Annotated in this window: 20 protein-coding genes; 11 read left to right on the top strand and 9 right to left on the bottom strand. The window is 55.5% G+C overall.

Annotated elements, in window-relative coordinates:
* Positions 1-155: 155 nt before the first annotated feature.
* Complete coding sequence (hrpA, locus tag QN378_RS14365) at positions 156-4,067, bottom strand: ATP-dependent RNA helicase HrpA (RefSeq protein WP_323550829.1); 3,912 nt, start codon at positions 4,065-4,067, stop codon at positions 156-158.
* Between the two features lie 140 nt (positions 4,068-4,207).
* Positions 4,208-4,666 (bottom strand): hypothetical protein, encoded by a 459-nt coding sequence (locus QN378_RS14370; protein WP_322205093.1) that lies wholly within the window; start codon positions 4,664-4,666, stop codon positions 4,208-4,210.
* A gap of 69 nt (positions 4,667-4,735) precedes the next feature.
* On the opposite strand from QN378_RS14370, the gene QN378_RS14375 reads away from it, so the two are divergent.
* Entirely contained in the window at positions 4,736-5,116 is a 381-nt protein-coding gene (locus QN378_RS14375; protein WP_323550828.1) for a MerR family transcriptional regulator, read from the top strand.
* 275 nt (positions 5,117-5,391) lie between these two features.
* Here QN378_RS14375 and fadD1 read toward each other — a convergent pair whose 3' ends face one another.
* Together fadD1 and fadD2 are read right to left on the bottom strand one after the other, a co-directional pair.
* Positions 5,392-7,083 (bottom strand): long-chain-fatty-acid--CoA ligase FadD1, encoded by a 1,692-nt coding sequence (gene fadD1 / locus QN378_RS14380; protein ID WP_322205095.1) that lies wholly within the window; start codon positions 7,081-7,083, stop codon positions 5,392-5,394.
* A gap of 334 nt (positions 7,084-7,417) precedes the next feature.
* Positions 7,418-9,106: a long-chain-fatty-acid--CoA ligase FadD2 gene (gene fadD2, locus QN378_RS14385; RefSeq protein ID WP_322205096.1), complete on the bottom strand. Its 1,689-nt coding sequence runs from the start codon at positions 9,104-9,106 to the stop codon at positions 7,418-7,420.
* A 201-nt stretch (positions 9,107-9,307) separates the two neighbouring features.
* On the opposite strand from fadD2, the gene QN378_RS14390 reads away from it, so the two are divergent.
* Together QN378_RS14390 and QN378_RS14395 are read left to right on the top strand one after the other, a co-directional pair.
* Positions 9,308-10,252, top strand: coding sequence for an alpha/beta hydrolase (locus QN378_RS14390; protein WP_322205097.1), 945 nt, complete (start codon positions 9,308-9,310; stop codon positions 10,250-10,252).
* A gap of 57 nt (positions 10,253-10,309) precedes the next feature.
* Positions 10,310-10,780 carry a MaoC family dehydratase gene (locus tag QN378_RS14395; RefSeq protein ID WP_322205098.1) on the top strand — a complete coding sequence of 157 codons (471 nt, stop codon included), beginning with the start codon at positions 10,310-10,312 and terminating at the stop codon, positions 10,778-10,780.
* Between the two features lie 217 nt (positions 10,781-10,997).
* On the opposite strand, the gene ccoM is transcribed toward QN378_RS14395, so the two are convergent.
* The 3 genes from ccoM to QN378_RS14410 all read right to left on the bottom strand — a co-directional run bounded on the left by ccoM (position 10,998) and on the right by QN378_RS14410 (position 11,886).
* A complete protein-coding gene (gene ccoM, locus QN378_RS14400; protein ID WP_322205099.1) occupies positions 10,998-11,108 on the bottom strand; it encodes a cytochrome c oxidase subunit CcoM in 111 nt (36 codons plus the stop codon).
* A 153-nt stretch (positions 11,109-11,261) separates the two neighbouring features.
* Positions 11,262-11,423 (bottom strand): hypothetical protein, encoded by a 162-nt coding sequence (locus QN378_RS14405; RefSeq protein ID WP_322165741.1) that lies wholly within the window; start codon positions 11,421-11,423, stop codon positions 11,262-11,264.
* Positions 11,424-11,553: 130 nt separating this feature from the next.
* Entirely contained in the window at positions 11,554-11,886 is a 333-nt protein-coding gene (locus tag QN378_RS14410; RefSeq protein ID WP_322205100.1) for an aspartate-semialdehyde dehydrogenase, read from the bottom strand.
* Between the two features lie 213 nt (positions 11,887-12,099).
* On the opposite strand from QN378_RS14410, the gene rapA reads away from it, so the two are divergent.
* A complete protein-coding gene (gene rapA, locus QN378_RS14415; protein ID WP_322205101.1) occupies positions 12,100-14,946 on the top strand; it encodes an RNA polymerase-associated protein RapA in 2,847 nt (948 codons plus the stop codon).
* Between the two features lie 56 nt (positions 14,947-15,002).
* On the opposite strand, the gene QN378_RS14420 is transcribed toward rapA, so the two are convergent.
* Positions 15,003-16,349, bottom strand: coding sequence for an MFS transporter (locus tag QN378_RS14420; protein WP_322205102.1), 1,347 nt, complete (start codon positions 16,347-16,349; stop codon positions 15,003-15,005).
* A gap of 450 nt (positions 16,350-16,799) precedes the next feature.
* Here QN378_RS14420 and QN378_RS14425 point away from each other — a divergent pair, with 450 nt between their 5' ends.
* Positions 16,800-18,980 (top strand): hypothetical protein, encoded by a 2,181-nt coding sequence (locus QN378_RS14425; RefSeq protein ID WP_322205103.1) that lies wholly within the window; start codon positions 16,800-16,802, stop codon positions 18,978-18,980.
* A 117-nt stretch (positions 18,981-19,097) separates the two neighbouring features.
* Here the strand turns inward: QN378_RS14425 and QN378_RS14430 are convergent, their stop codons facing one another.
* Positions 19,098-19,403, bottom strand: coding sequence for a DUF2288 domain-containing protein (locus tag QN378_RS14430; RefSeq protein WP_322205104.1), 306 nt, complete (start codon positions 19,401-19,403; stop codon positions 19,098-19,100).
* A gap of 338 nt (positions 19,404-19,741) precedes the next feature.
* Here QN378_RS14430 and QN378_RS14435 point away from each other — a divergent pair, with 338 nt between their 5' ends.
* From QN378_RS14435 to QN378_RS14460, 6 genes are all read left to right on the top strand, one after another.
* Complete coding sequence (locus tag QN378_RS14435; RefSeq protein WP_322205105.1) at positions 19,742-20,869, top strand: branched-chain amino acid ABC transporter substrate-binding protein; 1,128 nt, start codon at positions 19,742-19,744, stop codon at positions 20,867-20,869.
* Positions 20,870-21,093: 224 nt separating this feature from the next.
* Positions 21,094-22,023: a high-affinity branched-chain amino acid ABC transporter permease LivH gene (livH, locus tag QN378_RS14440; RefSeq protein WP_297837571.1), complete on the top strand. Its 930-nt coding sequence runs from the start codon at positions 21,094-21,096 to the stop codon at positions 22,021-22,023.
* Positions 22,020-23,288 (top strand): high-affinity branched-chain amino acid ABC transporter permease LivM, encoded by a 1,269-nt coding sequence (locus QN378_RS14445; RefSeq protein ID WP_322205106.1) that lies wholly within the window; start codon positions 22,020-22,022, stop codon positions 23,286-23,288. Before livH ends, QN378_RS14445 begins: the two co-directional genes overlap by 4 nt.
* On the top strand, positions 23,285-24,052 hold the full coding sequence (gene livG, locus QN378_RS14450; protein ID WP_323551002.1) for a high-affinity branched-chain amino acid ABC transporter ATP-binding protein LivG: 768 nt from the start codon (positions 23,285-23,287) through the stop codon (positions 24,050-24,052). Before QN378_RS14445 ends, livG begins: the two co-directional genes overlap by 4 nt.
* The gene (locus QN378_RS14455; protein ID WP_323551001.1) at positions 24,053-24,754 is read left to right on the top strand and encodes an ABC transporter ATP-binding protein; all 702 of its coding nucleotides are present in this window, start codon (positions 24,053-24,055) and stop codon (positions 24,752-24,754) included.
* 190 nt (positions 24,755-24,944) lie between these two features.
* Positions 24,945-25,447, top strand: a 503-nt coding sequence (locus QN378_RS14460; protein ID WP_323570707.1) for a contractile injection system protein, VgrG/Pvc8 family, incomplete at its 3' end; no start/stop codon positions are given.

The raw sequence follows: 25,447 nt of genomic DNA on the forward strand, positions 1-25,447 counted from the left end.
CGTTCCTCTCTTATTTGATCGTCGCGGACAACGACCTGCGGGTCATGAGCACTGGCACCAACGTACCAATGCAGAAATTAGGCGCGAAGTGTGCCATAACGGGCCGATTTCCGCGCTATCGAGGCGCATTAATGGCACAAAGTCCCCGACACCTATCAACTGTCGACCTGGCCCCACTGCTTGCTCAGTCGCTTATCGGAGATCGGCACTTTAGTGCCCAGTTGCTGAGCGAACAGCGACACCCGATATTCCTCCATCCACCAGCGATAGATCACCAACTCATCGTCACGTTTACCTTCCTGTGCATGCTTTCTGGCGCGGGTTTGATACTGGTCCCATAGCCCTGCGAGCTCGCCACTCCAGACGCGGTCTTTCTGCGCCTGAGTGGAAAGTTTTTCCAGGCGCATTTCGACGGACTTCAAATAACGCGGCAATTCCTTTAGCCACTGCATAGGGGTCTCGCGGACAAAGCCTGGATACACCAGATGACTCAGCTGGGATTTGATGTCATTGAGCGCCACGGCTTGGGCCAAGTCGATCTTGCCCTTGAAGCGCTTCTGCAAACCGTGCCACAGGGTCAGGATCTCCAGCGTCAGCTTCGCCAAACGCTCGGCGTGCTCGGTCCAGCCGCCGCGTTTGCGTTCTGCCAACCCTGCCAGCCCGGCACCATCGCGGGGCAGGTTGGCTTCGCCGTCAAGAATGCAGCTGTCGAGACTGGCGAGCAGAATGTCCTCAATCAAGCCATCGACCCGGCCTAGATCCCGATGCAGCAGCGCCAACTCGGTTTGTCCCGGCAACTTGCCGCGCAGAAATTTGGCCGGTTCGGCGAGCTGCTGTAGCAACAACCGCTGCAGGGCGCGGCGGTGTTGGAATTCGGCTTCGGCAGGTGTTGAGAACCGCCCTTCTTTGACCGTGCCCGACTCTTCAACCAACGCGGGGTAGACCGTCATCGACAGCCCGGCAATGTTCTGCTGAGTTTTTTGCGCTACCGGGGCGAAGACCTTGGCTTCCACCGGGAGCTGACTTTTGGCTGTCTGCGGCACGGCAAGCGCGGCTTGGCTGGCTTCGGCGAAGCGTGCCGTCAAGGCATCCAGTTCACGCCCTTCACCGAGGAATTTACCGTTGCCGTCGAGGATTTCCAGATTCATCTTCAGATGGTTTTCGAGCTGCTGAGCCGCCTCGCCCCACGCTTCGTCCGCCACCCGTGCGCCAGTCATGCGCAGCAATTCGCGGCCTAACGCTTGGGGCAACGAACCTTCGCCGAAGGTAATGCGCTCCAGCGCAGCCTTAATGAAGTCCGGCACCGGCACGAAATTTTTGCGGGTGGCTTTGGGCAGGTTGCGCACCAGTGCAATGCACTTGGTTTCCAGCAACCCCGGCACCAACCACTCCAGCCGCTCGGCGGGCAACATCGGCAGTAGCGGCGCAGGAACGCGCAACGTTACGCCGTCTCGGGGGTGGTTCGGCTCAAAGTGGTAACTCAACGCCAGTGTCAGGTCACCCAACCGCAGCGTGTCCGGGTAATACGCCGCTGTGATTTCGCTGGCTTCGCGGGCCAGCACGTCTTCCTCGCGCATGATCAATAGCTGAGGATTTTTTTGGCTTTCAACCTTGTACCAACTGTCGAAGGTCGCGGTTTGATGAATCTCTGCTGGAACACGCGCCTCGTAGAAGCTGAACAGCGTGTCTTCGTCGGCCAAGATGTCACGGCGACGGGCCTTGGCTTCCAACTCGTCAAGGGTCTCCAGCAGTCTGGTGTTGGCGGTCAGGCACTTGGCGCGAGATAGAATTTCACCGCGCACCAGGCCTTCGCGAATGAACAATTCCCGTGAAACCGCAGGGTCGATCGGGCCGTAGTGCACCGGCCGCCGAGCGACCACGATCAGGCCGAACAAGGTAATTTGCTCGAACGCGACCACCTGCCCGCGCTTTTTCTCCCAATGCGGCTCGAAATGATTTTTCTTGATCAAATGCCCGGCCAGCGGCTCGATCCAGTCCGCATCGATCTTGGCTACCATGCGCGCATACAACTTGGTGGTCTCGACCAACTCAGCGGCCATCAGCCATTGCGGGCGCTTCTTGCCCAACCCGGACGAGGGGTGAATCCAGAAACGCCGTTGCCGGGCGCCAAGGTAGTCACCCTCTTCGGCTTTCTGCCCGATCTGACTGAGCAAACCGGAGAGCACTGCCTTGTGCAGCTTGGCGTAATCGGCCGGTTCTTTGTTGACCGTGAGCTGCAAGTCGCGGCAGATCAGGCTCAACTGCCGATGAGAGTCGCGCCACTCGCGCAGGCGCAAGTAGTTCAGGAAGTTTTTTCGGCACCAGTTGCGTAGCGGGCTGGCGGTCAAGGCCAGGCGCTGCTCTTCAAAGCCGCGCCATAGATTGACCAGCCCGGCAAAGTCGGAATCGATGTCTTTCCATTGCGCATGGGCCTGATCGGCCGCCTGCTGCCGCTCAGGCGGACGTTCGCGGACGTCTTGCACGGACATAGCGCTGGCGACGATCAATATCTCTTGCAAGCTGCCTTGGTGGGCGGCTTCGAGCAACATGCGACCCATGCGCGGGTCCACCGGCAACCGCGCCAACTGGCGACCCAGCGGCGTCAGCTGGTTGTCGCGGTTGACCGCTGACAGCTCTTGCAGCAGGTTGAAACCGTCGGCAATGGCTTTGCCGTCAGGGGGTTCAATGAACGGGAAGTCGGTGATCTCGCCCAGACGCAAATGCAGCATTTGCAGGATCACGGCGGCGAGGTTGGTCCGCAAGATTTCCGGATCGGTGAATTGCGGCCGACCGTTGAAATCTTCTTCGCTGTACAAGCGTACGCACAAACCCGGCTCGACCCGGCCGCAACGGCCTTTGCGCTGGTTGGCGCTGGCCTGGGAAACGGCCTCGATCGGCAAGCGCTGAACTTTGGAGCGATAGCTGTAGCGACTGATCCGCGCTGTACCGCTGTCAATCACGTAACGAATGCCTGGCACGGTCAGCGAAGTTTCGGCCACGTTGGTCGCCAACACCACACGACGCCCCGGATGGGACTGAAATATTCGCTGTTGCTCGGCCGGCGACAGGCGTGCGTACAACGGCAAAATCTCGGTGTGGCGCAGTTGCGCCTTGCGCAGCATTTCTGCCGCGTCGCGGATTTCTCGCTCTCCGGGCAAAAATACCAGTACGTCGCCGGGACTTTTGCGCTCGCTGCGTTCGAAGTCTGCCAGCTCTTCCAGAGTCGCCAGAATCGCCTGATCGACAGTCAGGTCATCTTCAATCGCATTACCCTCCTCGTCCTGTTGCGAGGTCAGGGGGCGATACCAGGTGTCCACTGGGAACGTACGGCCAGAGACTTCGACAATCGGTGCATTGTCGAAATGCTCGGAGAAGCGCTGCAAGTCGATGGTCGCCGAGGTAATGATCAGCTTCAGGTCCGGGCGGCGCGGCAATAGGGTTTTCAAGTAGCCCAGCAAAAAATCGATGTTCAGGCTACGTTCGTGGGCTTCGTCGACGATGATCGTGTCGTAACGTTCCAGGTAGCGATCGTGCTGGGTTTCGGCCAGCAGGATGCCGTCGGTCATCAACTTGATCAGGGTGTTGCTGTCGCTTTGGTCTTCGAAACGGACCTGATAACCAACCAACGCGCCCAAGGGCGTACCGAGTTCTTCGGCCACCCGGCTGGCGACGCTGCGGGCGGCAATCCGACGCGGCTGTGTATGCCCAATCAAGCCATGCTGGCCGCGACCGATTTCCAGGCAAATCTTCGGCAACTGGGTGGTCTTACCCGAACCGGTTTCGCCGGCAATGATCAACACCTGATGCTTGAGCAGCGCCGCCTTGATTTCATCGCGCTTGGCGGCAATCGGTAGGCTGTCGTCATACCGAATCACCGGCAGACTTTCACGCCGCGCCGTGACCTGGGCGATAGAAGCTTGCGCACGCCCGGCCCATTGCGCCAGCTTGAGGTCATCAGGCTTCTTGCGCAGCTCATGCAACTGACGGCGCAAGCGATGACGATCAGAAATCATCGCGTGGTCGAGGTTTTTAAACAGTTGGTCGATAGAAGGCGATTCGTCGGTCATCAGGTGCGCAAAGTCTTTTGATGGTGCAAAGGCGAGGATTGTCGCAGATTTGAGGGGAGCAATGCAGTACGTCGCCGCGCTGTCGCGTTGCATGCAGTGGTTGGGAGAGCGGCGGCCTCGTTCGCGGGAGTTGCACGCATCTATAGAGGAATATTTGAAATTTGCAATGACCGCTCTTGGTCTACGGGCTTGCTCAGCTCCGACTTCTCGGCGACCGGCATGCTTTGCGCGATTGCGAACGCAATCTCAAATACCGTAAACCCAAGAATTAGAAAGCTTGCGCCGCTGGCGACCGCAAAGAGCTGCCATACAGCGAAGAGGATTCTGGTCAACACATCGTAGAGCCCCACCGTGCGGCTCGGATGCCTGAGGCGCCATAGCGACCAGATGACCACGACACTGCCCAGTAAGTTGGCAAAGAGCATCGCCGTGACGTCCAGCGTCGGCACCGAACGGTCGAGTGCCAAGGCCTCTGATAACGTTGCGAAGCCTTTGAGGCAAAGCGACGCCGTCCAGGGTGTAATGAAAGCCGTGGTGGCTATCAGGTCGTACCAGGCGCTAGCCCGAACGATGTTCAGATTTTGATTTGCGTTGATCATGGTCATCCCTCACAGTTTGGACCCGTAGGTTAAAGCCTGGAGTTAGGTCCAGAGTCAATGCGAGCATTTATGAGCATGAAAATTGGAGAGGTCGCAAAGCGCACGGGCGTTTCCATAGACGCATTACGGTTTTATGAAGAGAAGGGGTTGATCCAGCCTCGGCGAACCGCGAATGGCTACCGACTATACTCGCAGGAAACTCTACAGCTGCTGGGGTATATCAAGCTGGCGCAACAGCTCGGTTTTTCCTTGGCGGAGATTGGCAAGAATATGCCGTTGCTTTGGAGCGACGAAGGTGCGTCCAAAGACCTGTTGGGGAAGTTGTTTGCGCAGAAAATCGCGTTGCTGGATGAGCGTGTCGCTCAAATCCAGGCTCTGCGCAATGCGCTAGCCGAACGGGCGGTGCAGGTATGTCCCCTGCTCGGTAACGGCATGAACAACGTGTCTTGAGCCCAAAGACACCAGCATGGCCACAATAGCCAAACTGGTTTCGCTAGCAAGTCAACGAAAAGCGCCAACATAGCAGTCAGTGCTTGTAAGTCAGGCTTTTTTATTTCACCTGTCCCACTATGTGCCATTAGGGTCAAACGCCCTCTGGTGGGGTTTTTGAGTACATATACTCCAATTGGACCGGTCGGTTAACAGAGGTACATGGGTTTCCCTATTTGAATATCCTCACCGCTACAGACCTCATTGGCAGCGCTTGGGGGTGTAAAGTCTAGACCTTACTTGGTCAAACCCAACTTTTTCAGTTCTTCAGCACGTAGTTCGCGACGCAGGATTTTGCCGACGTTTGTAGTCGGTAGTACGTCGCGAAATTCCAGCATTCTCGGCACTTTGTATGCAGTGACGTTGGCACGCATGTGCTCCGTAACCTGCTCTTTGGTCAGGCTCATGCCTGGCTTGACGACGATGAACATCTTGATCGCCTCGCCCGATTTTTCATCAGGTATACCAATGGCAGCGCACTGCAAGACCCCGGGCAGAAGGGCCAGCACGTCTTCCAGTTCGTTGGGGTAAACATTGAAACCGGAGATTAAAATCATGTCTTTTTTACGATCGACTATGCGCAGGTAGCCGTCCGGTTGGATGATCGCGATGTCACCGGTCTTCAGCCAACCGTCAGCGTCAAGCATTTCATCCGTAGCTTCTTTGCGCTGCCAATAACCCTTCATCACTTGCGGGCCTTTGACGCACAATTCACCAGTGGCACCCAGCGCCAGTTCGTTGCCGGCATCATCAATCACCTTGCACAGCGTTGATGGCACTGGAATACCGATGGTGCCAATCTGGATTTTCTGAATCGGATTGACCGTCGCCACCGGGCTGGTTTCAGTCATGCCATAACCTTCGCAAATCTCGCATCCGGTCACTTCCTTCCAACGCTCAGCCGCTGCTGATTGCAAGGCCATACCGCCAGACAAAGTGACTTTCAATGCGCAGAAGTCCAGCTTGCGAAACTCTTCGCTGTGACACAGGGCTACGAAGAGGGTATTAAGGCCAACGAATCCGCTGAACTTCCACTTTGACAGTTCCTTGACCATCGCCGACAGATCGCGCGGGTTGCTGATCAGGATGTTGTGATTGCCGATGAGCATCATCGCCATGCAATGAAAAGTGAACGCATAGATGTGGTAAAGCGGAAGCGGCGTAATCAGAATCTCGCAACCTTCGTTGAGGTTGGAGCCCATCAACGCCTTGCATTGCAGCATGTTCGCAATCAAGTTGCGGTGCGTCAGCATCGCGCCTTTAGCCACGCCAGTGGTACCGCCGGTGTATTGCAACACGGCAACATCATTAGCAGCAGGTGAGGCATCTTTAACCCGTAGGCCACGGCCCTTGCTCAGCACATCGTTGAATTTGATCGCCTTAGGCAAGTAGTACGCCGGGACCATTTTCTTCACGTACTTGATAACGCAGTTGATCAGCAGCCGTTTGAGTGGCGGCAACAGGTCAGCCACTTCGGTGATGATGACGTATTCGATTTTGGTCTTGGGCAGTACAGTCTCGGCCAGATGCGCCATGTTCGCCAAACACACCAACGCCTTGGCGCCAGAGTCGTTGAACTGGTGCTCCATCTCCCGCGCAGTGTAAAGCGGATTGGTGTTTACCACGATCAAGCCGGCGCGGATGGCTCCAAACACAGCGATCGGGTATTGCAACAGATTGGGCAGTTGCAAGGCGATACGATCACCTGGCTGTAGCGAGGTGTGCTGCTGCAGGTAGGCGGCAAACGCACCGGACAATTGGTACAGCTCACCGTATGTGATCGTCTTGCCTAAATTGCTGAAAGCGGGTTTGTCGGCGAACCGTTGGCATGACTGTTCCAACACCGCCTGGATGTTTGGATACTCGTCAGGATTGATCTGGGCAGCAATGCCAGACGGGTATTTATCCTTCCAAAAATTTTCGATCATGGAAGCCGACTCCTCAACGACAGCGAATTCTACACACCGCTTTAATGCAGTGATTTTTTGTTTGGGTTACAGGTTTTTTTGCTTACGGATAGGTCAAAAAGCGGGCCGAGAGTACCAGCTTTGCCAGGTGCCGCCTAGAGCCAAGTCAGGCCCGCACAGTCATAAAAGTGACCGATGATCATGTATCGGTCACATTTAGATCGGATGGTTTGTAAGGTATACGGGAGGATTACATAGCATCAAAAAAGAGATCATTGCATTAAAACTGCTCCCTAAGGCCGTTCTTATCCCATGGGAGCAGCGCACAGACCAATACTTTAAGCGAAGGGATGAATCAGGCGATATCCCGAAGCTCTCGGCGCAGGATCTTTCCTACTGGCGTCATGGGCAATGACTCACGTAACACAATTTGCTTTGGCACCTTATAACCGGTGAAATTTTCTTTGCAGTAAGCTTTCAGTTCCTCAATGCTGACGCCCATCTCTCGGGCCACTACGAATAATTTCACCGCCTCACCGGTGCGGTCATCCGGAATACCAATGACTGCGCAGTTGGCGACTTTCGGGTGAGCCATTACCACATCTTCGATTTCATTCGGGTACACATTGAAGCCCGAGACAATGATCATGTCTTTCTTGCGATCAACAATGCGCACAAATCCGTCCAATTCGATGACCGCGATGTCACCGGTTTTTAACCAACCTTCAGCGTCAAATACCTCAGCAGTAGCGTCGGCACGATGCCAATAGCCCTTCATCACCTGCGGACCTTTGATGCACAGTTCGCCGCGCTCACCCAAGCCCAACTCTAATCCGCTGTCATCGATGACTTTAAATGCAGTGCCAGGCACTGGAAAACCGACCGTACCCAACCGGGCCTTGTCACCATGCGGGTTAGTCGAGGCAACTGGAGAAGTTTCGGTCAAGCCATAACCTTCAACGATCCCGCACCCGGTCAATTGCTGCCAGCGTTCGGCGGTGGCCTTGACCAGCGCGGTGCCCCCTGAGTTGGTTAACTTCAAGTTGGAGAAGTCCAGGTTCTTAAATTCAGGGTGATCCATTAGCGCCACGAACAGCGTATTCAGCCCGATCACCGCCGAGAAACGCCAGTTCTTCAGTTCTTTGATAAAGCCACCAATGTCCCGCGGATTGGTGATCAGCACGTTGTGATTGCCGGTAACCATCATGCACATGCAGTTCGCTGTAAAAGCGTAGATGTGATAAAGCGGCAGCGGCGCAATCATTACCTCTTGGCCTTCCTTGAACATCGGGGCGCCATCTGGCCCGTGCTGCAAGAAGCAGGCATGCACCTGCTGCATGTTCGCGACCAAATTGCCATGACTGAGCATTGCGCCTTTTGGCAAACCGGTGGTACCCCCGGTGTACTGCAGCACGGCGATGTCGTCGAGGCTGCGCTTGACGCTTTTTAGCGGGTGACCACGCCCTAGTTTCAGCACACTTTTAAACGAGATGGCCTGAGGCAGATTAAACGCCGGGACCATTTTCTTGACCTTATCGACGATGGTATTGACCAACCAGCCTTTAGCCGCCGATTGCATATCGCCCATTTTCACTTCGATCAGGTACTGAATGTCGGTATCGGGCAGCACTTCCTGCACCAGCTTGCCGAAAATATTCAGGTAGACCAGCGCCCGAGCGCCTGAATCCTTGAACTGAAGGCGCATCTCACGGGCGGTGTAGAGCGGATTGGTGTTAACCACAATCAGCCCGGCACGTAGCGCACCGAATACGGCGATGGGGTATTGCAGCAAGTTAGGCATTTGCACGGCAATGCGATCGCCGGGCTGCAGATCAGTCTGCTGTTGCAGGTAAGCGGTGAAGGCGGCCGAGTGACGCTCAAGCTCGGCATACGTCATTGTGACCCCCATATTGCTGAAAGCCGGACGGTCCGCAAACTTCTTGCAACAACGTTCGAACACCTCGACCACCGATTTGTAGGCGTTTAGGTCTATCTCAGGCAGCACGCCGGCGGGGCGTTTATCGTTCCAGAAATCAGGTTGCATTGTTTTTTTGTCCTCTTACCTGAGTATGTCTGGCCCGCCGTATTCAAGCGCGGGGCTTGCCGGACGTTAGCAGTTAACGCCAACAAGGCAAATAGCCGGCGGCGCGTCATCAACCGCGTGAATCTTGCAGGTGATCGGACTGCGAATTGTCCATCAGCCTACACTGCTCAATAGCTGTCACTTGAGGCATAAGGAATCGCCATGAACCACACTGCTTTCTGGCTTGACGCCAGTGACCATAGCCGACTCTACATAAATCACTGGCATCCGCAGCTCGCTCCCAAAGCGGTGGTAATGTTGTCTCACGGCATGGCCGAGCACAGTGGCCGCTATGCGCGGTTGGGCCAAGCGTTGAGCGCCAAAGGTTTCGCACTCTTTGCGCCCGACCAGCGCGGCCATGGCGAAACGTCCGCCCACGGCACCTTGGGGCACTACGCCGATGACCAAGGTTGGAGCAAAGTGGTCGGCGATTTAGCGAGCCTGAACCAATACATTCGACAAAAACACCCTGGGGTGCCGATCTTCCTGATGGGCCACAGCATGGGCAGCTATATTGCTCAGGCTTATCTGCTGCACCACAGCACCAGCCTGCAGGGGGCAATTCTCAGTGGATCGAACTTTCAGCCGGTAGCGCTCTATCGCAGCGCCAGCCTGCTTGCTCGGATTGAGCGCTGGCGCCAAGGTGGTATGGGACGCAGCGCCCTGATTGAATGGTTGGCGTTTGGCGCATTTAATAAGAAATTCAAGCCCACGCGCACGACTTTTGATTGGCTGACCCGCGACTTCGTAGAAGTTGACCACTACATTAATGATCCGTTATGTGGCTTTCGCTGCACCAACCAGCTCTGGATCGACATGCTGGCGGGCCTCCAACAAATCAGTAAACCGGGAAATCTCGCGCAAATCGATCCCAACCTTCCGCTTCTTATAATAGGTGGCGAATGTGATCCGGTGAGCGAGGGCAAGCGTCTCAAAGACCTTGCGCACGCCTTGAGCCATGCGGGCCACCGTATGTTGCAGTTGAACATTTACCCACAGGCCCGCCATGAACTACTTAATGAAACCAACCGGGACGAAGTCACTCGTGATTTACTCGCATGGCTCGATCAAGCGCTGGCCTATCCTCGACCACCGCACGTTGAATAAACCAGGCTTCACCTTATCAACACGCTGATCGTCAATTATCACGCCACAGGAACACTTATGACCCAAGTTACCAACACCCCTTACGAAGCGCTCGAAGTCGGCCAGACCGCCAGCTTTAGCAAAACCGTTGAGGAGCGCGACATCCAACTTTTTGCTGCCATGTCAGGCGATCACAACCCGGTGCATCTTGATCCTGAGTTTGCCGCGCAGACGATGTTCAAAGAGCGTATCGCCCATGGGATGTTCAGCGGAGCGTTGATCAGCGCTGCGGTGGCCTGCGAGTTGCCAGGACCGGGGACTATTTATATTGGCCAGCAAATGAGTTTTCAAAAGCCGGTGAAGATTGGTGACACACTCACCGTACGCCTGGAAATTCTGGAAAAACTGCCAAAGTTTCGTGTACGTATCGCGACTCGCGTATTCAACCAGCGTGATGAATTAGTGGTAGACGGCGAAGCCGAGATCCTTGCGCCCCGCAAGCAACAGACAGTCACACTACCGACGCTGCCAGCCATTACCATTGGTTGATTAGCGCTATGTACTGACACCTGTGCAGGCTGTGCAGCCTGCGTGGGACCGAATTTATTCGGGAAGAATACGACGCGGTTTGTCAGGCCAACAGCGTCACGGCGTTCGCGAATGAATTCGCTCCCACAAAACACTTTCACTTTTCAGCAAACGAAAAAAAGGCGACCGAAGTCGCCCAAAGTGCCTTGCGTGCTCGTGTACCGGACCGACCCCAGCGTTATTTACGCTTTTTTGAATCCTTCCAGATAAATAGTCCAAACCCTGCGAAAAACAGAACCATCAAGCCGACGGTACAGACACCCGCGACAACCACATTATCGAGAAACATAACCGCCCCCCCTGATGAACTCTGTTCGATAGGGCAAGGTTAACCAGGGTGTTGGGGGGAGAAGTTGACGCAGATCAACGGCGACCACTGCAGGTCGGGACGCACAGCGATTAACTGATCTGCATCAAAAAACAGGGCTGGGGAAGCGGGCAATCAAGGCTTTTTCGGTTTGCCTTTAGGTTTTTTCTTACCTTTGCCCATAGGCAAAGCTTGCTCAAAAGCCTGACGGACTTCATTCAAACGCTTGTCGTTCAGGTCGTGTGTACGCTTAGCGCGCTCGGCGCCCAGGTCGATCAATTTATCGTCTTCGCTCATGGCCTATACGTCGTGAACACGGGAGTGCTGACAATAATGCGGGCAGACGACGGCCGTGACTAGCGATGAACGACATTGTCACGCGACAAAATGTTGTCGACCGCTGAACTGCCGCGCTCTACTGAGCGAATCAAACCTCAACGTCCACCCATAATCCCTGCCTCGGTTCATCATCAATCAACGGTACAACCGGCACCGTGTTATCAGCGTTCAGCAAATCTCCCGGCTCGGCCAAGTGGTCCTGCGGATTTTGCGGCTCTTGGCGGCGTTTTTCCTGGCGACGCCGCTGCTCTTCACGCAGCATCAGCGTGCTTTGCTCAGGGTCACGATTGCGCAGATCAATGGTGCTCTCGTTGGATGGCGGTTGCACGGGGACCACAGGTGGAATATCAGGCCGTTGCTTGACCGGATCGAGCTGCGAGGTCACGGGGACGACGCTCAGCGGAAGCATGGGTGGCAGCATGAATTTGATCTCCTGTGGCAGGCTGTCGGCTGCCGGTTCGTCGACTTGAGACCCCGGGCACGAAACTTTCGACTATGTTCTTGCCAGCAAGTGCCTGGGCAACCAAATCAACAGCACATATCTAATGAATACGGCCGTTTTAACGGTGCCCTTTGGTTTGAGTGACATGATCCGTTAATATAGTCGGCTTTTTCACGGCGGGAGTCAGGCAGCATGGCGCAGCAGTATCAACCGGGGCAACGCTGGATTAGTGACAGCGAAGCTGAGCTGGGTTTAGGCACCGTTCTGGCACAGGACGGCCGCTTGTTGACCGTGCTCTATCCGGCCACTGGCGACACTCGCCAGTATGCGCTGCGTAATGCACCGCTCACTCGCGTACGCTTTTCCCCCGGCGACACGATTACCCACTTTGAAAACTGGAAAATGACCGTCCGTGAAGTCGAAGACGTCGACGGTCTGCTGGTCTATCACGGACTCAACGCTCAGAACGAAGCCGTTACGCTGCCGGAAACCCAGCTGTCGAACTTCATTCAGTTCCGTCTGGCCACCGATCGCCTGTTTGCCGGACAGATCGACCCACTGCCGTGGTTCTCCCTGCGCTATCACACCCTTGAACACACCAGCCGCCAATTGCAGTCCTCACTGTGGGGATTGGGCGGCGTTCGTGCGCAACCTATCGCGCACCAACTGCATATAGCTCGCGAAGTCGCTGACCGAATAGCCCCGCGGGTGCTGCTGGCCGACGAGGTAGGCTTGGGTAAAACCATTGAAGCCGGCCTGATCATCCACCGCCAGATGCTGTCTGGCCGGGCAAATCGGGTATTGATTTTGGTGCCGGAAAACCTTCAGCACCAATGGCTGGTCGAGATGCGCCGTCGTTTCAACCTTCAAGTGGCGCTGTTTGACGCCGAACGTTTCATCGAAAGCGATGCCAGTAACCCGTTTGAAGACACCCAGTTGGCATTGGTCGCACTGGAATGGCTTGTCGATGATGAAAAAGCTCAGGACGCGCTGTTTGCTGCGGGCTGGGATCTGTTGGTGGTTGACGAAGCCCACCACCTGGTATGGCACGAAAAGCAAGCAAGCCCGGAATATCTGCTGGTAGAGCAACTGGCTGAAGTCATCCCTGGCGTGTTGCTGTTGACTGCGACCCCCGAGCAACTTGGTCAAGACAGCCACTTCGCCCGCTTGCGCCTGCTGGACCCCAACCGTTTCCACGATCTGCACGCGTTCCGTGCCGAGAGCGAGAACTATCGCCCGGTGGCTGAGGCTGTTCAGGAGTTGTTGGATAAGGGCCGGCTTTCGCCTCAAGCCCACAAAACCATTCACGGCTTTCTCGGTGAAGCGGGCGAAGCGCTGCTGGCGGCTGTCAACGATGGCGACACCGAAGCCAGCGCGCGACTGATACGTGAACTGCTCGACCGTCACGGCACAGGCCGCGTGCTGTTCCGTAATACTCGGGCGGCAGTACAAGGCTTCCCCGAGCGTAAACTGCACCCCTATGCCCTGCCCTGCCCGGTTCAATACCTGGAGTTGCCGGTTGGCGAACATGCCGACCTGTACCCGGAAGTCAGCTTCCAGTCGCAGCCCGACCTCGCCGAAGAACAACGCTGGTGGCGCTTCGACCCGCGTGTCGATTGGCTGATCGACACGCTGAAAATGCTCAAGCGTGTCAAGGTGCTGGTGATCTGCGCTCATGCCGAAACCGCGATGGACCTGGAAGACGCCTTGCGAGTGCGCTCCGGCATCCCCGCTACGGTGTTTCACGAAGGCATGAACATTCTTGAGCGTGACCGCGCCGCCGCGTATTTCGCCGATGAAGAGTTCGGTGCGCAAGTGCTGATTTGCTCGGAAATCGGTAGTGAAGGCCGCAACTTCCAGTTCGCCCATCACTTGGTGCTATTCGATCTGCCGGCACACCCGGACCTGCTGGAGCAACGCATCGGTCGCCTCGACCGTATCGGCCAGAAACATATCATCGAGCTGCACGTTCCTTATCTGGAAACAAGCCCGCAACAGCGCCTGTTCCAGTGGTACCACGAGGCGCTAAACGCGTTTCTTAACACCTGCCCCACCGGCAACGCCCTGCAACACCGTTTCGGCCCGCGCCTGCTGCCGCTGCTGGAAAGTGGCGACGACACGGAGTGGCAAGCGCTGGTCGACGAAGCCCGCGAAGAACGAGTTCGTCTCGAAGGCGAACTGCACAGCGGCCGCGACCGCTTGCTGGAGTTGAACTCCGGCGGTGCGGGTGAAGGCGAAGCGCTGGTCGAAGATATTCTTGAGCAAGACGACCAATTCGCGTTGCCGATTTACATGGAAACCCTGTTTGACGCGTTCGGCATCGACAGCGAAGACCATTCGGAAAACGCGCTGATCCTGCGCCCTAGCGAAAAGATGCTTGATGCCAGCTTCCCCCTGGGCGACGACGAAGGCGTGACCATTACCTACGACCGCAACCAGGCGCTTGCCCGTGAAGATATGCAGTTCATCACGTGGGAACATCCGATGGTTCAGGGTGGCATGGACCTGGTGCTGTCTGGCTCCATGGGTAACACCGCCGTGGCCTTGATCAAAAACAAGGCGCTGAAGCCCGGCACCGTGCTGCTTGAGCTGTTGTACGTGAGTGAAGTGGTTGCACCGCGTTCGTTGCAGCTGGGCCGCTATCTTCCGCCTGCCGCCCTGCGCTGCTTGTTGGACGCCAATGGCAACGACCTGTCGGGAAGGGTCTCGTTCGTGACCCTGAACGAGCAACTGGAAAGCGTGCCCCGTGCCAGCGCCAACAAGTTCATCCAGTCACAGCGGGATGTACTCAATCCGCAGATCAATGCCGGCGAAGCCAGAATCGCGCCAAAGCATGCTGAACGAGTAGCAGAAGCGCAACGTCGTCTGGCGGCAGATACCGACGAAGAGCTCGCGCGCTTAACCGCATTGCAAGCGGTCAACCCAACCGTACGTGATAGCGAGCTGATCGCCCTGCGCAAACAGCGCGAACAAGGCCTGGCGATGCTCGACAAAGCGGCTTTGCGCCTGGAAGCCATTCGGGTGTTGGTCGCTGGGTGATGGGCTGAAGCGGTGTACCTGACGCGCCGCCTTCCCGAATGGCCTGATTCGCTGCATCAGGCCGTCACTGCGGGCATGTGTGGCTCGTTCTCAGCCAATGCCGCTTTCATCCGCTCAGCATCCCTGGCGAAGCTTCGTGACGCCTGGAGCAAGAATAATAATGTCAGGAACAACGCTACTGGAATCAACAGCATGGCGTCGTGCAACCCGTCAGCCTTGAACACTTCGGTCATTTGCCCAACCCCCGCTGCAACCATCACTGCATGTGAAAAATAGTCGGACAACAACCCAACCACCACCGGCCCCAAACCTCCACCCAGTAGATAGAGTCCCGCAAAAAATACCGCCATGGCCGTCGCGCGCAAACGCGGCTCCACCACGTCTTGGATTGCGGTATAGACGCACGTGTAAAAGTTGTAGGAAAACAGCCAGCCCACACTGAAGATGCCAACGAACAGCCCAATTTCAATTCGCCCGGCTTGCAGCGCGTACCCCGTAGTAACCGTCGATACGATCAAACTGAGCGCGGCGAATATCAAACGTCCGCTGGCGTAACGCTGATGAACCTTGTCTGCGATCCAGCCCCCGAGAGTCAGGCCTATCAAACCGGTCACACCGACAATCAAACCGGTGGCCACTGCAGCCTGCTGCAACGGCAACAAAAAGTAGCGTTGCAACATCGGCACCATGAAGGAGTTGCAAGCGTACGTGGCAAAGTTAAAGCTAAGGCCCGCCAAAACCAACCAGCCAAAGGTTGGAATCGCTAAAACCCGTCGGATAGGCTTGTCGATTTTTTCCTGAGAGATGCGCACGCTTTCGGCAGCGCCACGCATCGGTTCGCGGATAAAAAACATGAATATCGCCAGCAGCAAACCGGGTGCGGCTGCGATGAAAAAGGGCGCACGCCAAGAGTCGAATGCCTTGACCATCGCCCCGGTGGTAAAAAACGCCAACAACAACCCCAACGGCAGACCCAGCATAAAAATGCCCATGGCCCTGGCACGGCGGTGTGCCGGGAATAAATCACCAATCAAAGAGTTGGCCGCCGGAGCGTAACTGGCTTCGCCGATGCCAATGCCCATGCGCACCAGCAGAAACCCCCAAAAGCTGCTGACCAAACCGTTTGCCGCTGTCAGGCCACTCCAGACCGCTAAGCCCCAGCCCATCAGTTTGCGGCGCGAGCCAGTATCAGCCATTCGACCCAGAGGCAAACCGGCAATGGCGTAAACAATGGTGAAGGCGGTGCCAATGATTCCAATCTGAAAGTCGCTAAGGCTCCACTCCAACCGAATCGGCTCGATGATAATGGCGGGAATAGCACGGTCGTAGAAGTTGAAAAGATTTGCCAGGAACAGCAGGAACAGAATGCGCCAGGCATTCTCCGCTTGGGTCGAGTTCTGCATGGGGTCCGTCTCTTTTATTGTTATTCGGTGTCCTGTGCACCCGAATGAGACCGTGCGCGCAAACGCCGGGTTCGTCGAGCCTAGAGGTGCAATCTAAATCTCGCCAGATAATCTGTCTGTAAACATTCGTTGCGCTGATAACGGGTGATCGACAGCGGTTTACATGGGCTGTATCTATCCAGGCAGACGGTACAACGCTATATACGACACGCTATCGGGTGATCGAAAAAGAATAATTGATTTTTTGACGTTAAATACCGCCTAACAAATTAAAGGCGGCTGTTTTGCGGCCGACAAATCGGAGGATTGCACGGAGAAATACCCATTTTAACGTAGGGTTCGAAGCTACCGCGCAAGCATATGACGCACTGAGGGTGTCGTCATTTTTCACTTCGCGATGGCGCAATAGCATTAGTCATGCAGCCATCGACTCCAAGCATATGGCGAACGATGACTCATAAAAATGAAACGGCCAGCGCGGTCTCAGGATTACTGTTAACCGCCTCTAACGCCCCCGTCATCCGCGGTGCTTATAGTCCGCAACCGATGCCCGCGCACCAGTACCTGTACTTCACCGAGACCGACACCGATCGCATCCTCGACAATCTCGATCACCTGCGTGACATCGTGTTTCCGCTTTCGGTTCATATCGAAGACCCAGAAGAACTGCGTCGCGACCAACAGTTCCCGTCGGTTTGCCTGATTGGCTTGGGTCGCTGCGGATCGAACATTGCGCTAGACGTTGCCGAACTGGTGTACAACGCGCGCAAGTTCTATCTAAATCAGTTCAGTAGCGAGGACCGCCTGGCTGATGAGAAGGGTTACAGCCCTGCCCGCTGGATTCGCAATAACCTGCGTTTAGTGCAAAACAAGTCGGCGAAACCGGTGTTTCTGGTGGAACCGCTAGTGATGCTCGGCGATCTGGACAAAGATATTGCTGGCCGTGTCCGCTTCTCTGGCAAGGGTGAAAAGCGCGGTTTCATCAACGACTACAGCAAAATGAAAATCATGGACCTCTCGGAGGTACATGCCGGAGGGGCAGGTAACGCACCCATTCTCGGTCAGTATCTGGCCAAGATCATCCTGAATAAAGACCCTCAAAAATTCTCCAGCTCCGATTGGAAACTGATTCACTCGTACCTGATCGACTCGTGTGGGATCAAAGCCAACCAATCGCGCCTGTATTTCTACATTTTCAGTGCGGGCGGCGGCACCGGTTCGGGCATGGCGTCCGAGTTCGGCCTTGCGCAACAATACTCCTACATGAACAAGACGTTCGATACCAAGCCCATGGGCGAAAACGACGGCAAGCGCGGCCGGTCCTTTGTGTTCGAGCCAATCTTCACCAGCGGTATCTGCATCCTGCCGAACATATCCGACCACCGCAGTGAAATGTCCGAAGCACTGCACATCAACGCCGGACGGCTACTATGTAAATATCTGGCAGAAGAGTGGGATTTCTCCTACAACCTCGAAAATGAGGACAGCAGTGAAGCCAGCGTGATGGGGCGTATTCGGCCTTGGAACGCGATGATGTTGATCTCCAACGACATCATGCGTTACGCCAAGGAAAGCGATGACAGCGGCAATATCGACAACATTGACGTCAACGCCATGGAACGTCATGCCAACCAGTACATTTCGCAGCAAATCTTCAACATCTTGACCGCACAGGCGGTTACCACCGACTACGACCAAAACTATTTCCGGCGTGCAGGTATCGATATCGGCGAAACCATCCGGTTGGACGCAAATGACCTGTTCATGAGTCTGGCGGGGCCGGTGGCCATTGCTTATGCCGAATCAGTTGTGCCCGAACAATCGGCGCCGAGCTCGGACAAGTTCAAAGTATTTGAGAAAGAGGCGCCACGGCTCAATATCGACGACCTGTTTTTCCGCTCGATTGATTTGCCCCACTTCAACAAAACGACTCAGGCCATCGAAGGCATCAGCCTGCTGCCGATCGAGTCCAATCGTTATCGCGCGTCGCTGGAACAGTACAAGTCTTCCGGCTACGATGCTGCGGCGCTGCACGACCTGCACTTCTTCAAAAACTGCTCGTCAGTGGTGTCGATAGTGTCGCTGCCTAAGGATTACAAACTTTCCTACATGGACCTGAACCGGCTCAAGACCCACCTCAATAGCTTATTCCCCAACACAACACTGAAACGTTATGCCTTGGTCATCGGCGCATCGGCCAATCTATCACTCACCACCCTCATCGCGAAAAGCCCATGCCTTTCGGACGACTTTCTAACGCTGATTGTGGCCTTTATAAAACGGTGTTTTGCCCGTACCGAATACCGTTTCGACGACACGTTGGATAACGCCATTCTTGACTTCATCGTCCGCGATAATTTCGATGAAGGCCGTATTGATGATCTGCTAAACGAATACGAAAACCCGGCCAAGATCCTCGACACCAACTGGTACGCGATCAAGCCAATGTACGAGAAGAAATACCGAGAGCTGATCGACGATAAATCCAAGTTTGTGTCAATCAACGATATTCGTATTTCCCGCGACAGCGTTAAAAAGGCCGTCAAATACCTGAGAGAAATTTACCGTCACAGGATTGGTAAGACCAAGGTCATCTCGCTGAACCAGCACACCGGAAAAACCTCACACTGAGGTATCAAACGGTTTGAGACAGATGGGATTTTTCGCTACTGCATTCGCCATCGTCATCGATGGCGGTTACCAGGCTACCCACCCGCCTGATTCGTCGCACCTTTCATGGGCGAAAAATCAGGCCTGCGCCCTGTCTTGAATCAGCACCCAGGGGGCAACGACCACTGCCCAAAGAGGCGGATCCCGCTCAAATAGATCCAACGCCCGTGGCTCAGCGACCTTGCTGACCTCGCCAGAGGCGAGCCACACAGCGACTTTGTCTGCTTTGTTTACGGCCACTGCCTCTGCAACTTCGATCAAATCAAGCTGAGCCTCGACCCACAACAGGGCACCCCTTGCAAAGAATGGTTGCAATTCATTCCACGTAATAGAAGCTGTTTCGCCGAGCAGTTTGGCATAGAGGGTGCTAGGTTCTTTCGTCATGGGTTTTACCAAAGAAAAAATTGGCGCAATCATAGCGCTGGTGTTTCTTCAAACAAACCCGGATTTAAGTGATTGATTGCATGGGAAGTTCAGAATCGCTGGGGTGCTAACTCAATTGTGTGAACTCTTGGCGCAAGAAGTTGCTGCGATTCTGTATCTTTCTGTCGATTAAGCGACATCAACCGGTTTTGCCCCCAGTAGCCCGCTTTTCAAGCAGCAAACCGGCGCTCTACACTGTACCGGTACAGTTGCCGGGGGGATGATCGGACGTTTTTTATCTGGTCCTGCAGCCTTGGCCGCCAGGATAAAAAAAATTAAAAACAGAAGAGTGGAGCATCATGACTAAGGGTATTAAGCAGGTTTCCAAGCTATTTGCCGCACTGGTTCTGGCCGGGGTTGCCAGCCATTCGTTCGCAGCTGACACCATTAAAATCGGCATTGCCGGTCCTAAAACTGGCGCAGTCGCTCAGTACGGCGACATGCAGTTCAGCGGCGCGAAAATGGCCATTGAGCAAATCAACGCCAAAGGCGGCGTGAACGGCAAGAAACTTGAAGCCGTTGAGTACGACGATGCTTGCGATCCGAAACAAGCGGTAGCGGTTGCTAACAAAATCGTCAATGACGGCGTGAAGTTCGTAGTCGGACACCTGTGCTCCAGCTCGACTCAACCGGCTTCTGATATTTACGAAGACGAAGGCATTGTTATGGTGACTCCAGCGGCCACCAGCCCTGAAATCACTGCTCGCGGCTACAAGATGATTTTCCGCACCATCGGTCTGGACAGCGCTCAGGGTCCAACCGCTGCCAACTACATCGCCGATGTGATTAAACCGAAAGTGGTTGCGGTCATCCATGACAAGCAGCAGTACGGTGAAGGCATCGCCACCGCGGTGAAGAAAACCCTTGAAAGCAAAGGCGTGAAAGTTGCCGTGTTCGAAGGCATCAACGCTGGCGACAAAGACTTCTCCTCGCTGATTGCCAAACTGAAACAAGCCAACGTTGACTTCGTTTACTACGGCGGCTACCACCCGGAACTCGGTCTGATCTTGCGTCAGGCAAAAGAGAAAGGCCTGACTGCCGGATTCATGGGCCCAGAAGGCGTGGGTAACGCTTCAATTTCGCAGATTGCTCAGGACGCTTCCGAAGGACTGCTGGTAACCCTTCCGAAGTCGTTTGACCAAGACCCCTCCAACAAGGCTCTGGTCGCAGCATTTGCCGCGAAGAAAGAAGATCCAAGTGGTCCGTTCGTTTTCCCGGCCTACGCCGCAGTTGAAGTGATCGCTGATGCCATCACCACTACTAAAAGCGAAGACCCAGCGAAAGTGGCAGCAGCTATCCACGCTGGCACGTTCAAGACCCCGACCGGCGACCTCAGCTACGACGCCAAAGGCGACCTGAAAGACTTCAAATTCGTGGTCTACACCTGGCACAAAGACGGCACCAAAACCGAAGCCCCACTGAAATAAGCTTCGAGTGTTGTGACTTACCCAAAGCCCACTGCATCCACAGTGGGCTTTGTTTTACTAGGTAAACGGGACGAGACCTGCGCAACAGCAACTCTTCCCCCCTGAAAATCTTGAAACCGTCACCAGTGCCCACTGAACTCACGTCAAACGTGGACGAATACCATGACGCGCGAGCGGCAAACGACTTCACCAGTGGACACTCGTAGGTTTTTAGGAGCGCTGTAATGCCTGAGATAGACTTCTATCACTTTTTCCAACAGCTGATTAACGGCCTGACCGTTGGCAGCACTTATGCCTTGATCGCCATTGGCTACACCATGGTTTACGGCATCATCGGCATGATCAACTTCGCCCACGGCGAGGTATACATGATCGGTTCATATGTCGCTTTCATCGCCCTGGCCGGTTTGAGCGCTATGGGTCTGGACAGTTTGCCGCTGCTTATCACTGCCGCGTTCGTTGCCAGTATCGTTGTGACCAGCGCCTATGGTTACGCCATTGAGCGCGTTGCCTACCGCCCTTTACGTGGCAGCAATCGTTTGATTCCGTTGATCTCGGCCATTGGTATGTCGATCTTTCTGCAGAACACGGTGTTGCTCGCTCAAGATTCCAAAGACAAATCGATCCCCAACCTGATTCCGGGAAACTTTGTGTTCGGCACCTCCAGCAGTCATGAGGTGGTGATTTCGTACATGCAGATTCTGATTTTCCTCGTCACCCTGGTCGCCATGCTCGCGCTGACCTGGTTCATCTCTCGCTCTCGCCTGGGCCGCGCCTGCCGCGCCTGTGCTGAAGACATCAAGATGGCCAACCTGCTCGGCATCAACACCAACAACATCATCGCCCTGACCTTTGTCATTGGTGCCGCGTTGGCTGCGGTCGCTGCAGTGTTGCTGAGCATGCAATACGGCGTGATCAACCCCAACGCCGGCTTCCTCGTCGGTATCAAGGCGTTTACCGCTGCGGTACTCGGCGGCATCGGCAGCATTCCCGGCGCCATGCTCGGCGGCCTGGTATTGGGTGTGGCCGAAGCCTTTGGTGCCGACGTGTTCGGCGATCAATACAAGGACGTGGTGGCATTCGCGCTGTTGGTTCTGGTATTGCTGTTCCGGCCGACCGGCCTGCTTGGCCGTCCGGAGGTTGAAAAAGTATGAAGAAGAATCTCAAATCGGCGCTGTTCAGTGCCTTGCTGGTGCTGGCTGTGGCCTACCCGATCCTGGGCCTCAAGCTGGAAATCGTCGGCGTTAACCTGACAGTTATCGGTGCCAGCCACGCGATGTTAGCGGCGATCTTTGGCTGTTCCATTGCGATGTTTTTCCGGGTGCTGTTTCGGGACCAGATCAATACCGCGTGGCATGCCACACCGAGCCTGCCAAAGGTTCCCGCCAAGACCACCCGCTTTCTAACCCTGCCCTCCACGCAACGCTGGATCGTTCTTGGCCTGGTACTTGTGGCACTGGTGTGGCCGTTCTTCGGCTCACGCGGCGCAGTGGATATCGCCACACTGATCCTGATCTACATCATGCTCGGCCTGGGGCTGAACATCGTGGTTGGCTTGGCCGGGTTGCTCGACTTGGGTTACGTCGGTTTCTACGCCGTCGGCGCTTACAGCTACGCGCTGTTGTCGCATTACTACGGGTTTGGCTTTTGGATCTGTCTGCCAATCGCGGGATTGATGTCGGCATTGTTCGGCTTTCTGCTGGGCTTCCCGGTACTGCGTTTACGCGGCGACTATTTGGCAATCGTGACCCTGGGTTTCGGTGAAATCATTCGTTTGCTGCTGCGCAACATGACGGACCTCACCGGGGGTCCGAACGGCATCAGTAATATCCCGAAACCGACGTTGTTCGGACTGTCGTTCGAACGTGTGGCGGCTGAAGGGTCGCAGACTTTCCACGAGTATTTCGGCATTGACTACAACTCGGTGAACAAGGTCATTTTCCTGTACCTGATTGCGTTGCTGTTGGCGCTACTGGCCTTGTTTGTTATCAACCGCTTGCTGCGCATGCCCATCGGCCGAGCGTGGGAAGCATTGCGCGAAGACGAAATTGCCTGCCGTGCGTTAGGGCTGAACCCGACCATTATCAAGCTCTCGGCGTTTACTTTGGGTGCTGCATTCGCCGGTTTCGCCGGGAGCTTTTTCGCCGCTCGCCAAGGCTTGGTGACGCCTGAGTCGTTCACGTTCATCGAGTCGGCAATTATCCTCGCCATCGTTGTACTGGGCGGCATGGGCTCGCAACTGGGGGTCATCCTCGCAGCGGTGGTACTGATTCTGATGCCTGAGCTAATGCGTGAATTCAGCGAGTACCGCATGTTGATGTTCGGCGCCTTGATGGTGCTGATGATGATCTGGCGACCACAAGGTTTGCTGCCCATGCAACGTCCCGAAATGAAACTCAAAGCGGAGCCGCATTCATGAGCCGTCCGCTTCTGCAAGTCAGCGGCCTGAGCATGCGCTTTGGTGGCTTGTTAGCCGTCAATGGCGTAGGCCTGAGCGTTAACGAAAAACAAGTGGTGTCAATGATCGGCCCTAACGGCGCGGGTAAAACCACCGTCTTCAACTGCTTGACCGGTTTCTACAAACCGACGGCGGGCACCATTCTTCTGGACGGCGAACCCATTCAAGGGCTTGCCGGCCACCAGATCGCCCGTAAGGGCGTGGTGCGCACCTTTCAGAACGTGCGCCTGTTCAAGGACATGACCGCGGTGGAGAACCTGCTGGTCGCCCAGCATCGTCACCTCAACACCAACTTCCTGGCCGGCCTGTTCAAAACCCCCGCGTTTCGCAAAAGCGAGCGCGAGGCAATGGAATACGCCGAGCATTGGCTGGAACGGGTCAACCTCAAAGAGTTCGCCAATCGCCCGGCTGGCACGCTGGCTTACGGTCAGCAACGCCGCCTGGAAATAGCTCGCTGCATGATGACGCGCCCGCGCATCTTGATGCTCGACGAACCGGCAGCCGGTCTGAACCCACGTGAAACTGAAGACCTTAAAGCGTTGATTAGTATGTTGCGCAACGAACACAACGCCACGGTGCTGCTGATCGAGCACGACATGAAACTGGTCATGAGCATTTCCGACCACATCGTCGTGATCAACCAAGGCACACCGTTGGCCGACGGTACGCCAGAACAAATCCGCGACAATCCTGAAGTGATCAAAGCCTATCTGGGGGAAGCGTAAATGCTGCAATTCGAAAACGTTTCCACCTTCTACGGCAAGATCCAGGCGCTGCATTCGATCAACGTCGATATTCGCCAAGGCGAAATCGTCACCCTGATCGGCGCCAACGGTGCAGGCAAATCCACCCTGCTGATGACCTTGTGTGGCTCGCCACGCGCCCATGCCGGCAGCATTCGCTACATGGGCGAAGAATTGGTCGGGCTGGAATCGGCGCAAATCATGCGCAAAAGCATCGCTGTGGTGCCCGAAGGCCGTCGCGTGTTTGCCCGTTTGACCGTGGAAGAAAACCTGGCCATGGGCGGGTTCTTCACTGAAAAGCACGATTACCAAGAGCAGATGGACAAGGTCTTGCACCTGTTCCCTCGGCTCAAGGAACGCTTCCATCAACGTGGCGGCACCATGTCGGGCGGCGAACAACAGATGCTCGCCATCGGCCGCGCATTGATGAGCAAACCCAAGCTGCTGCTGCTCGATGAGCCGTCGCTGGGGCTGGCCCCGATCATCATTCAGCAGATATTCGAGATCGTCGAACAACTACGCCGTGACGGTGTCACGGTATTTTTGGTTGAACAAAACGCCAACCAGGCCCTGAAAATCGCCGACCGAGCCTACGTATTGGAAAACGGCCGGGTGGTGATGCAGGGAACGGGCGAAGAGTTACTGCATGACCCGAAAGTGCGGGATGCGTATTTGGGTGGTTGAGAAAGTGTTGTGATTTGAAAACGGCCTGAGGGCCGTTTTTTTTATGGCGTTTATTAAGTACTGGAGAATCGGTAGGAAGCTTCGTCGAAATGACAGGAAATTTCCTACGCAACCTATCTGACGCGCCCGATATACATCATCGACAACGCCTCGCAAAGTTGCCGCATCTTTTCGACAAGAAGAAATGCGTATGTCCCAGGCCACCGCCCCAACCTTCACCCTAAGCATCAAAGGTCTCGAAGATCCTCGTTTGCAGGTGCTTGCGTTCGAGGGCGCCGAAGCCGTCAGCACGCCCTACGCCGTTACCATCGAACTGGTCAGCCGGGCGGGGGATATTGAGCTTTCAGACGTGCTGCACAAAGCGGCTTTTCTCAGCTTCGGCCCGGACGGCGAAGGTCTGCATGGGCACATCCACTCGATCCATAAAAGCAACTCCTGCGCGCGGCTGACGCACTACGTCGCGGTGTTGAAACCTTATCTGGCGTACCTGGAACACAGCAGCCATCGCCGCTCGTACCAACAGATGAGTGTGCCGGACATCATCCTTGAAGTGCTCAAGGAACACGGCCTGTTTAGCGGCCTGGATGTGCAGTTCCACGGTGACGTGAGCCGCGCAACGCTGCGTGAGTATTGCGTTCAGTACGACGAAAGCGACCTGCACTTCGTGAATAGGCTGTGCGAAGAAGACGGCTG

This window comes from Pseudomonas sp. 10S5 (assembly GCF_035019745.1).
GTDB lineage: Bacteria > Pseudomonadota > Gammaproteobacteria > Pseudomonadales > Pseudomonadaceae > Aquipseudomonas.

What these genes read in the sequence shown, in the direction of transcription:
- ccoM (WP_322205099.1), bottom strand. Translation starts at nt 11,108, where the DNA reads ATGTTTCTCGATAATGTGGTTGTCGCGGGTGTCTGTACCGTCGGCTTG.
- QN378_RS14375 (WP_323550828.1), top strand. Translation starts at nt 4,736, where the DNA reads ATGAGCATGAAAATTGGAGAGGTCGCAAAGCGCACGGGCGTTTCCATA.
- QN378_RS14420 (WP_322205102.1), bottom strand. Translation starts at nt 16,349, where the DNA reads ATGCAGAACTCGACCCAAGCGGAGAATGCCTGGCGCATTCTGTTCCTG.
- QN378_RS14405 (WP_322165741.1), bottom strand. Translation starts at nt 11,423, where the DNA reads ATGAGCGAAGACGATAAATTGATCGACCTGGGCGCCGAGCGCGCTAAG.
- QN378_RS14370 (WP_322205093.1), bottom strand. Translation starts at nt 4,666, where the DNA reads ATGATCAACGCAAATCAAAATCTGAACATCGTTCGGGCTAGCGCCTGG.
- livH (WP_297837571.1), top strand. Translation starts at nt 21,094, where the DNA reads ATGCCTGAGATAGACTTCTATCACTTTTTCCAACAGCTGATTAACGGC.
- QN378_RS14455 (WP_323551001.1), top strand. Translation starts at nt 24,053, where the DNA reads ATGCTGCAATTCGAAAACGTTTCCACCTTCTACGGCAAGATCCAGGCG.
- QN378_RS14435 (WP_322205105.1), top strand. Translation starts at nt 19,742, where the DNA reads ATGACTAAGGGTATTAAGCAGGTTTCCAAGCTATTTGCCGCACTGGTT.
- QN378_RS14430 (WP_322205104.1), bottom strand. Translation starts at nt 19,403, where the DNA reads ATGACGAAAGAACCTAGCACCCTCTATGCCAAACTGCTCGGCGAAACA.
- QN378_RS14445 (WP_322205106.1), top strand. Translation starts at nt 22,020, where the DNA reads ATGAAGAAGAATCTCAAATCGGCGCTGTTCAGTGCCTTGCTGGTGCTG.
- livG (WP_323551002.1), top strand. Translation starts at nt 23,285, where the DNA reads ATGAGCCGTCCGCTTCTGCAAGTCAGCGGCCTGAGCATGCGCTTTGGT.
- rapA (WP_322205101.1), top strand. Translation starts at nt 12,100, where the DNA reads ATGGCGCAGCAGTATCAACCGGGGCAACGCTGGATTAGTGACAGCGAA.
- QN378_RS14395 (WP_322205098.1), top strand. Translation starts at nt 10,310, where the DNA reads ATGACCCAAGTTACCAACACCCCTTACGAAGCGCTCGAAGTCGGCCAG.
- fadD2 (WP_322205096.1), bottom strand. Translation starts at nt 9,106, where the DNA reads ATGCAACCTGATTTCTGGAACGATAAACGCCCCGCCGGCGTGCTGCCT.
- QN378_RS14390 (WP_322205097.1), top strand. Translation starts at nt 9,308, where the DNA reads ATGAACCACACTGCTTTCTGGCTTGACGCCAGTGACCATAGCCGACTC.
- QN378_RS14410 (WP_322205100.1), bottom strand. Translation starts at nt 11,886, where the DNA reads ATGCTGCCACCCATGCTTCCGCTGAGCGTCGTCCCCGTGACCTCGCAG.
- fadD1 (WP_322205095.1), bottom strand. Translation starts at nt 7,083, where the DNA reads ATGATCGAAAATTTTTGGAAGGATAAATACCCGTCTGGCATTGCTGCC.
- QN378_RS14425 (WP_322205103.1), top strand. Translation starts at nt 16,800, where the DNA reads ATGACTCATAAAAATGAAACGGCCAGCGCGGTCTCAGGATTACTGTTA.
- hrpA (WP_323550829.1), bottom strand. Translation starts at nt 4,067, where the DNA reads ATGACCGACGAATCGCCTTCTATCGACCAACTGTTTAAAAACCTCGAC.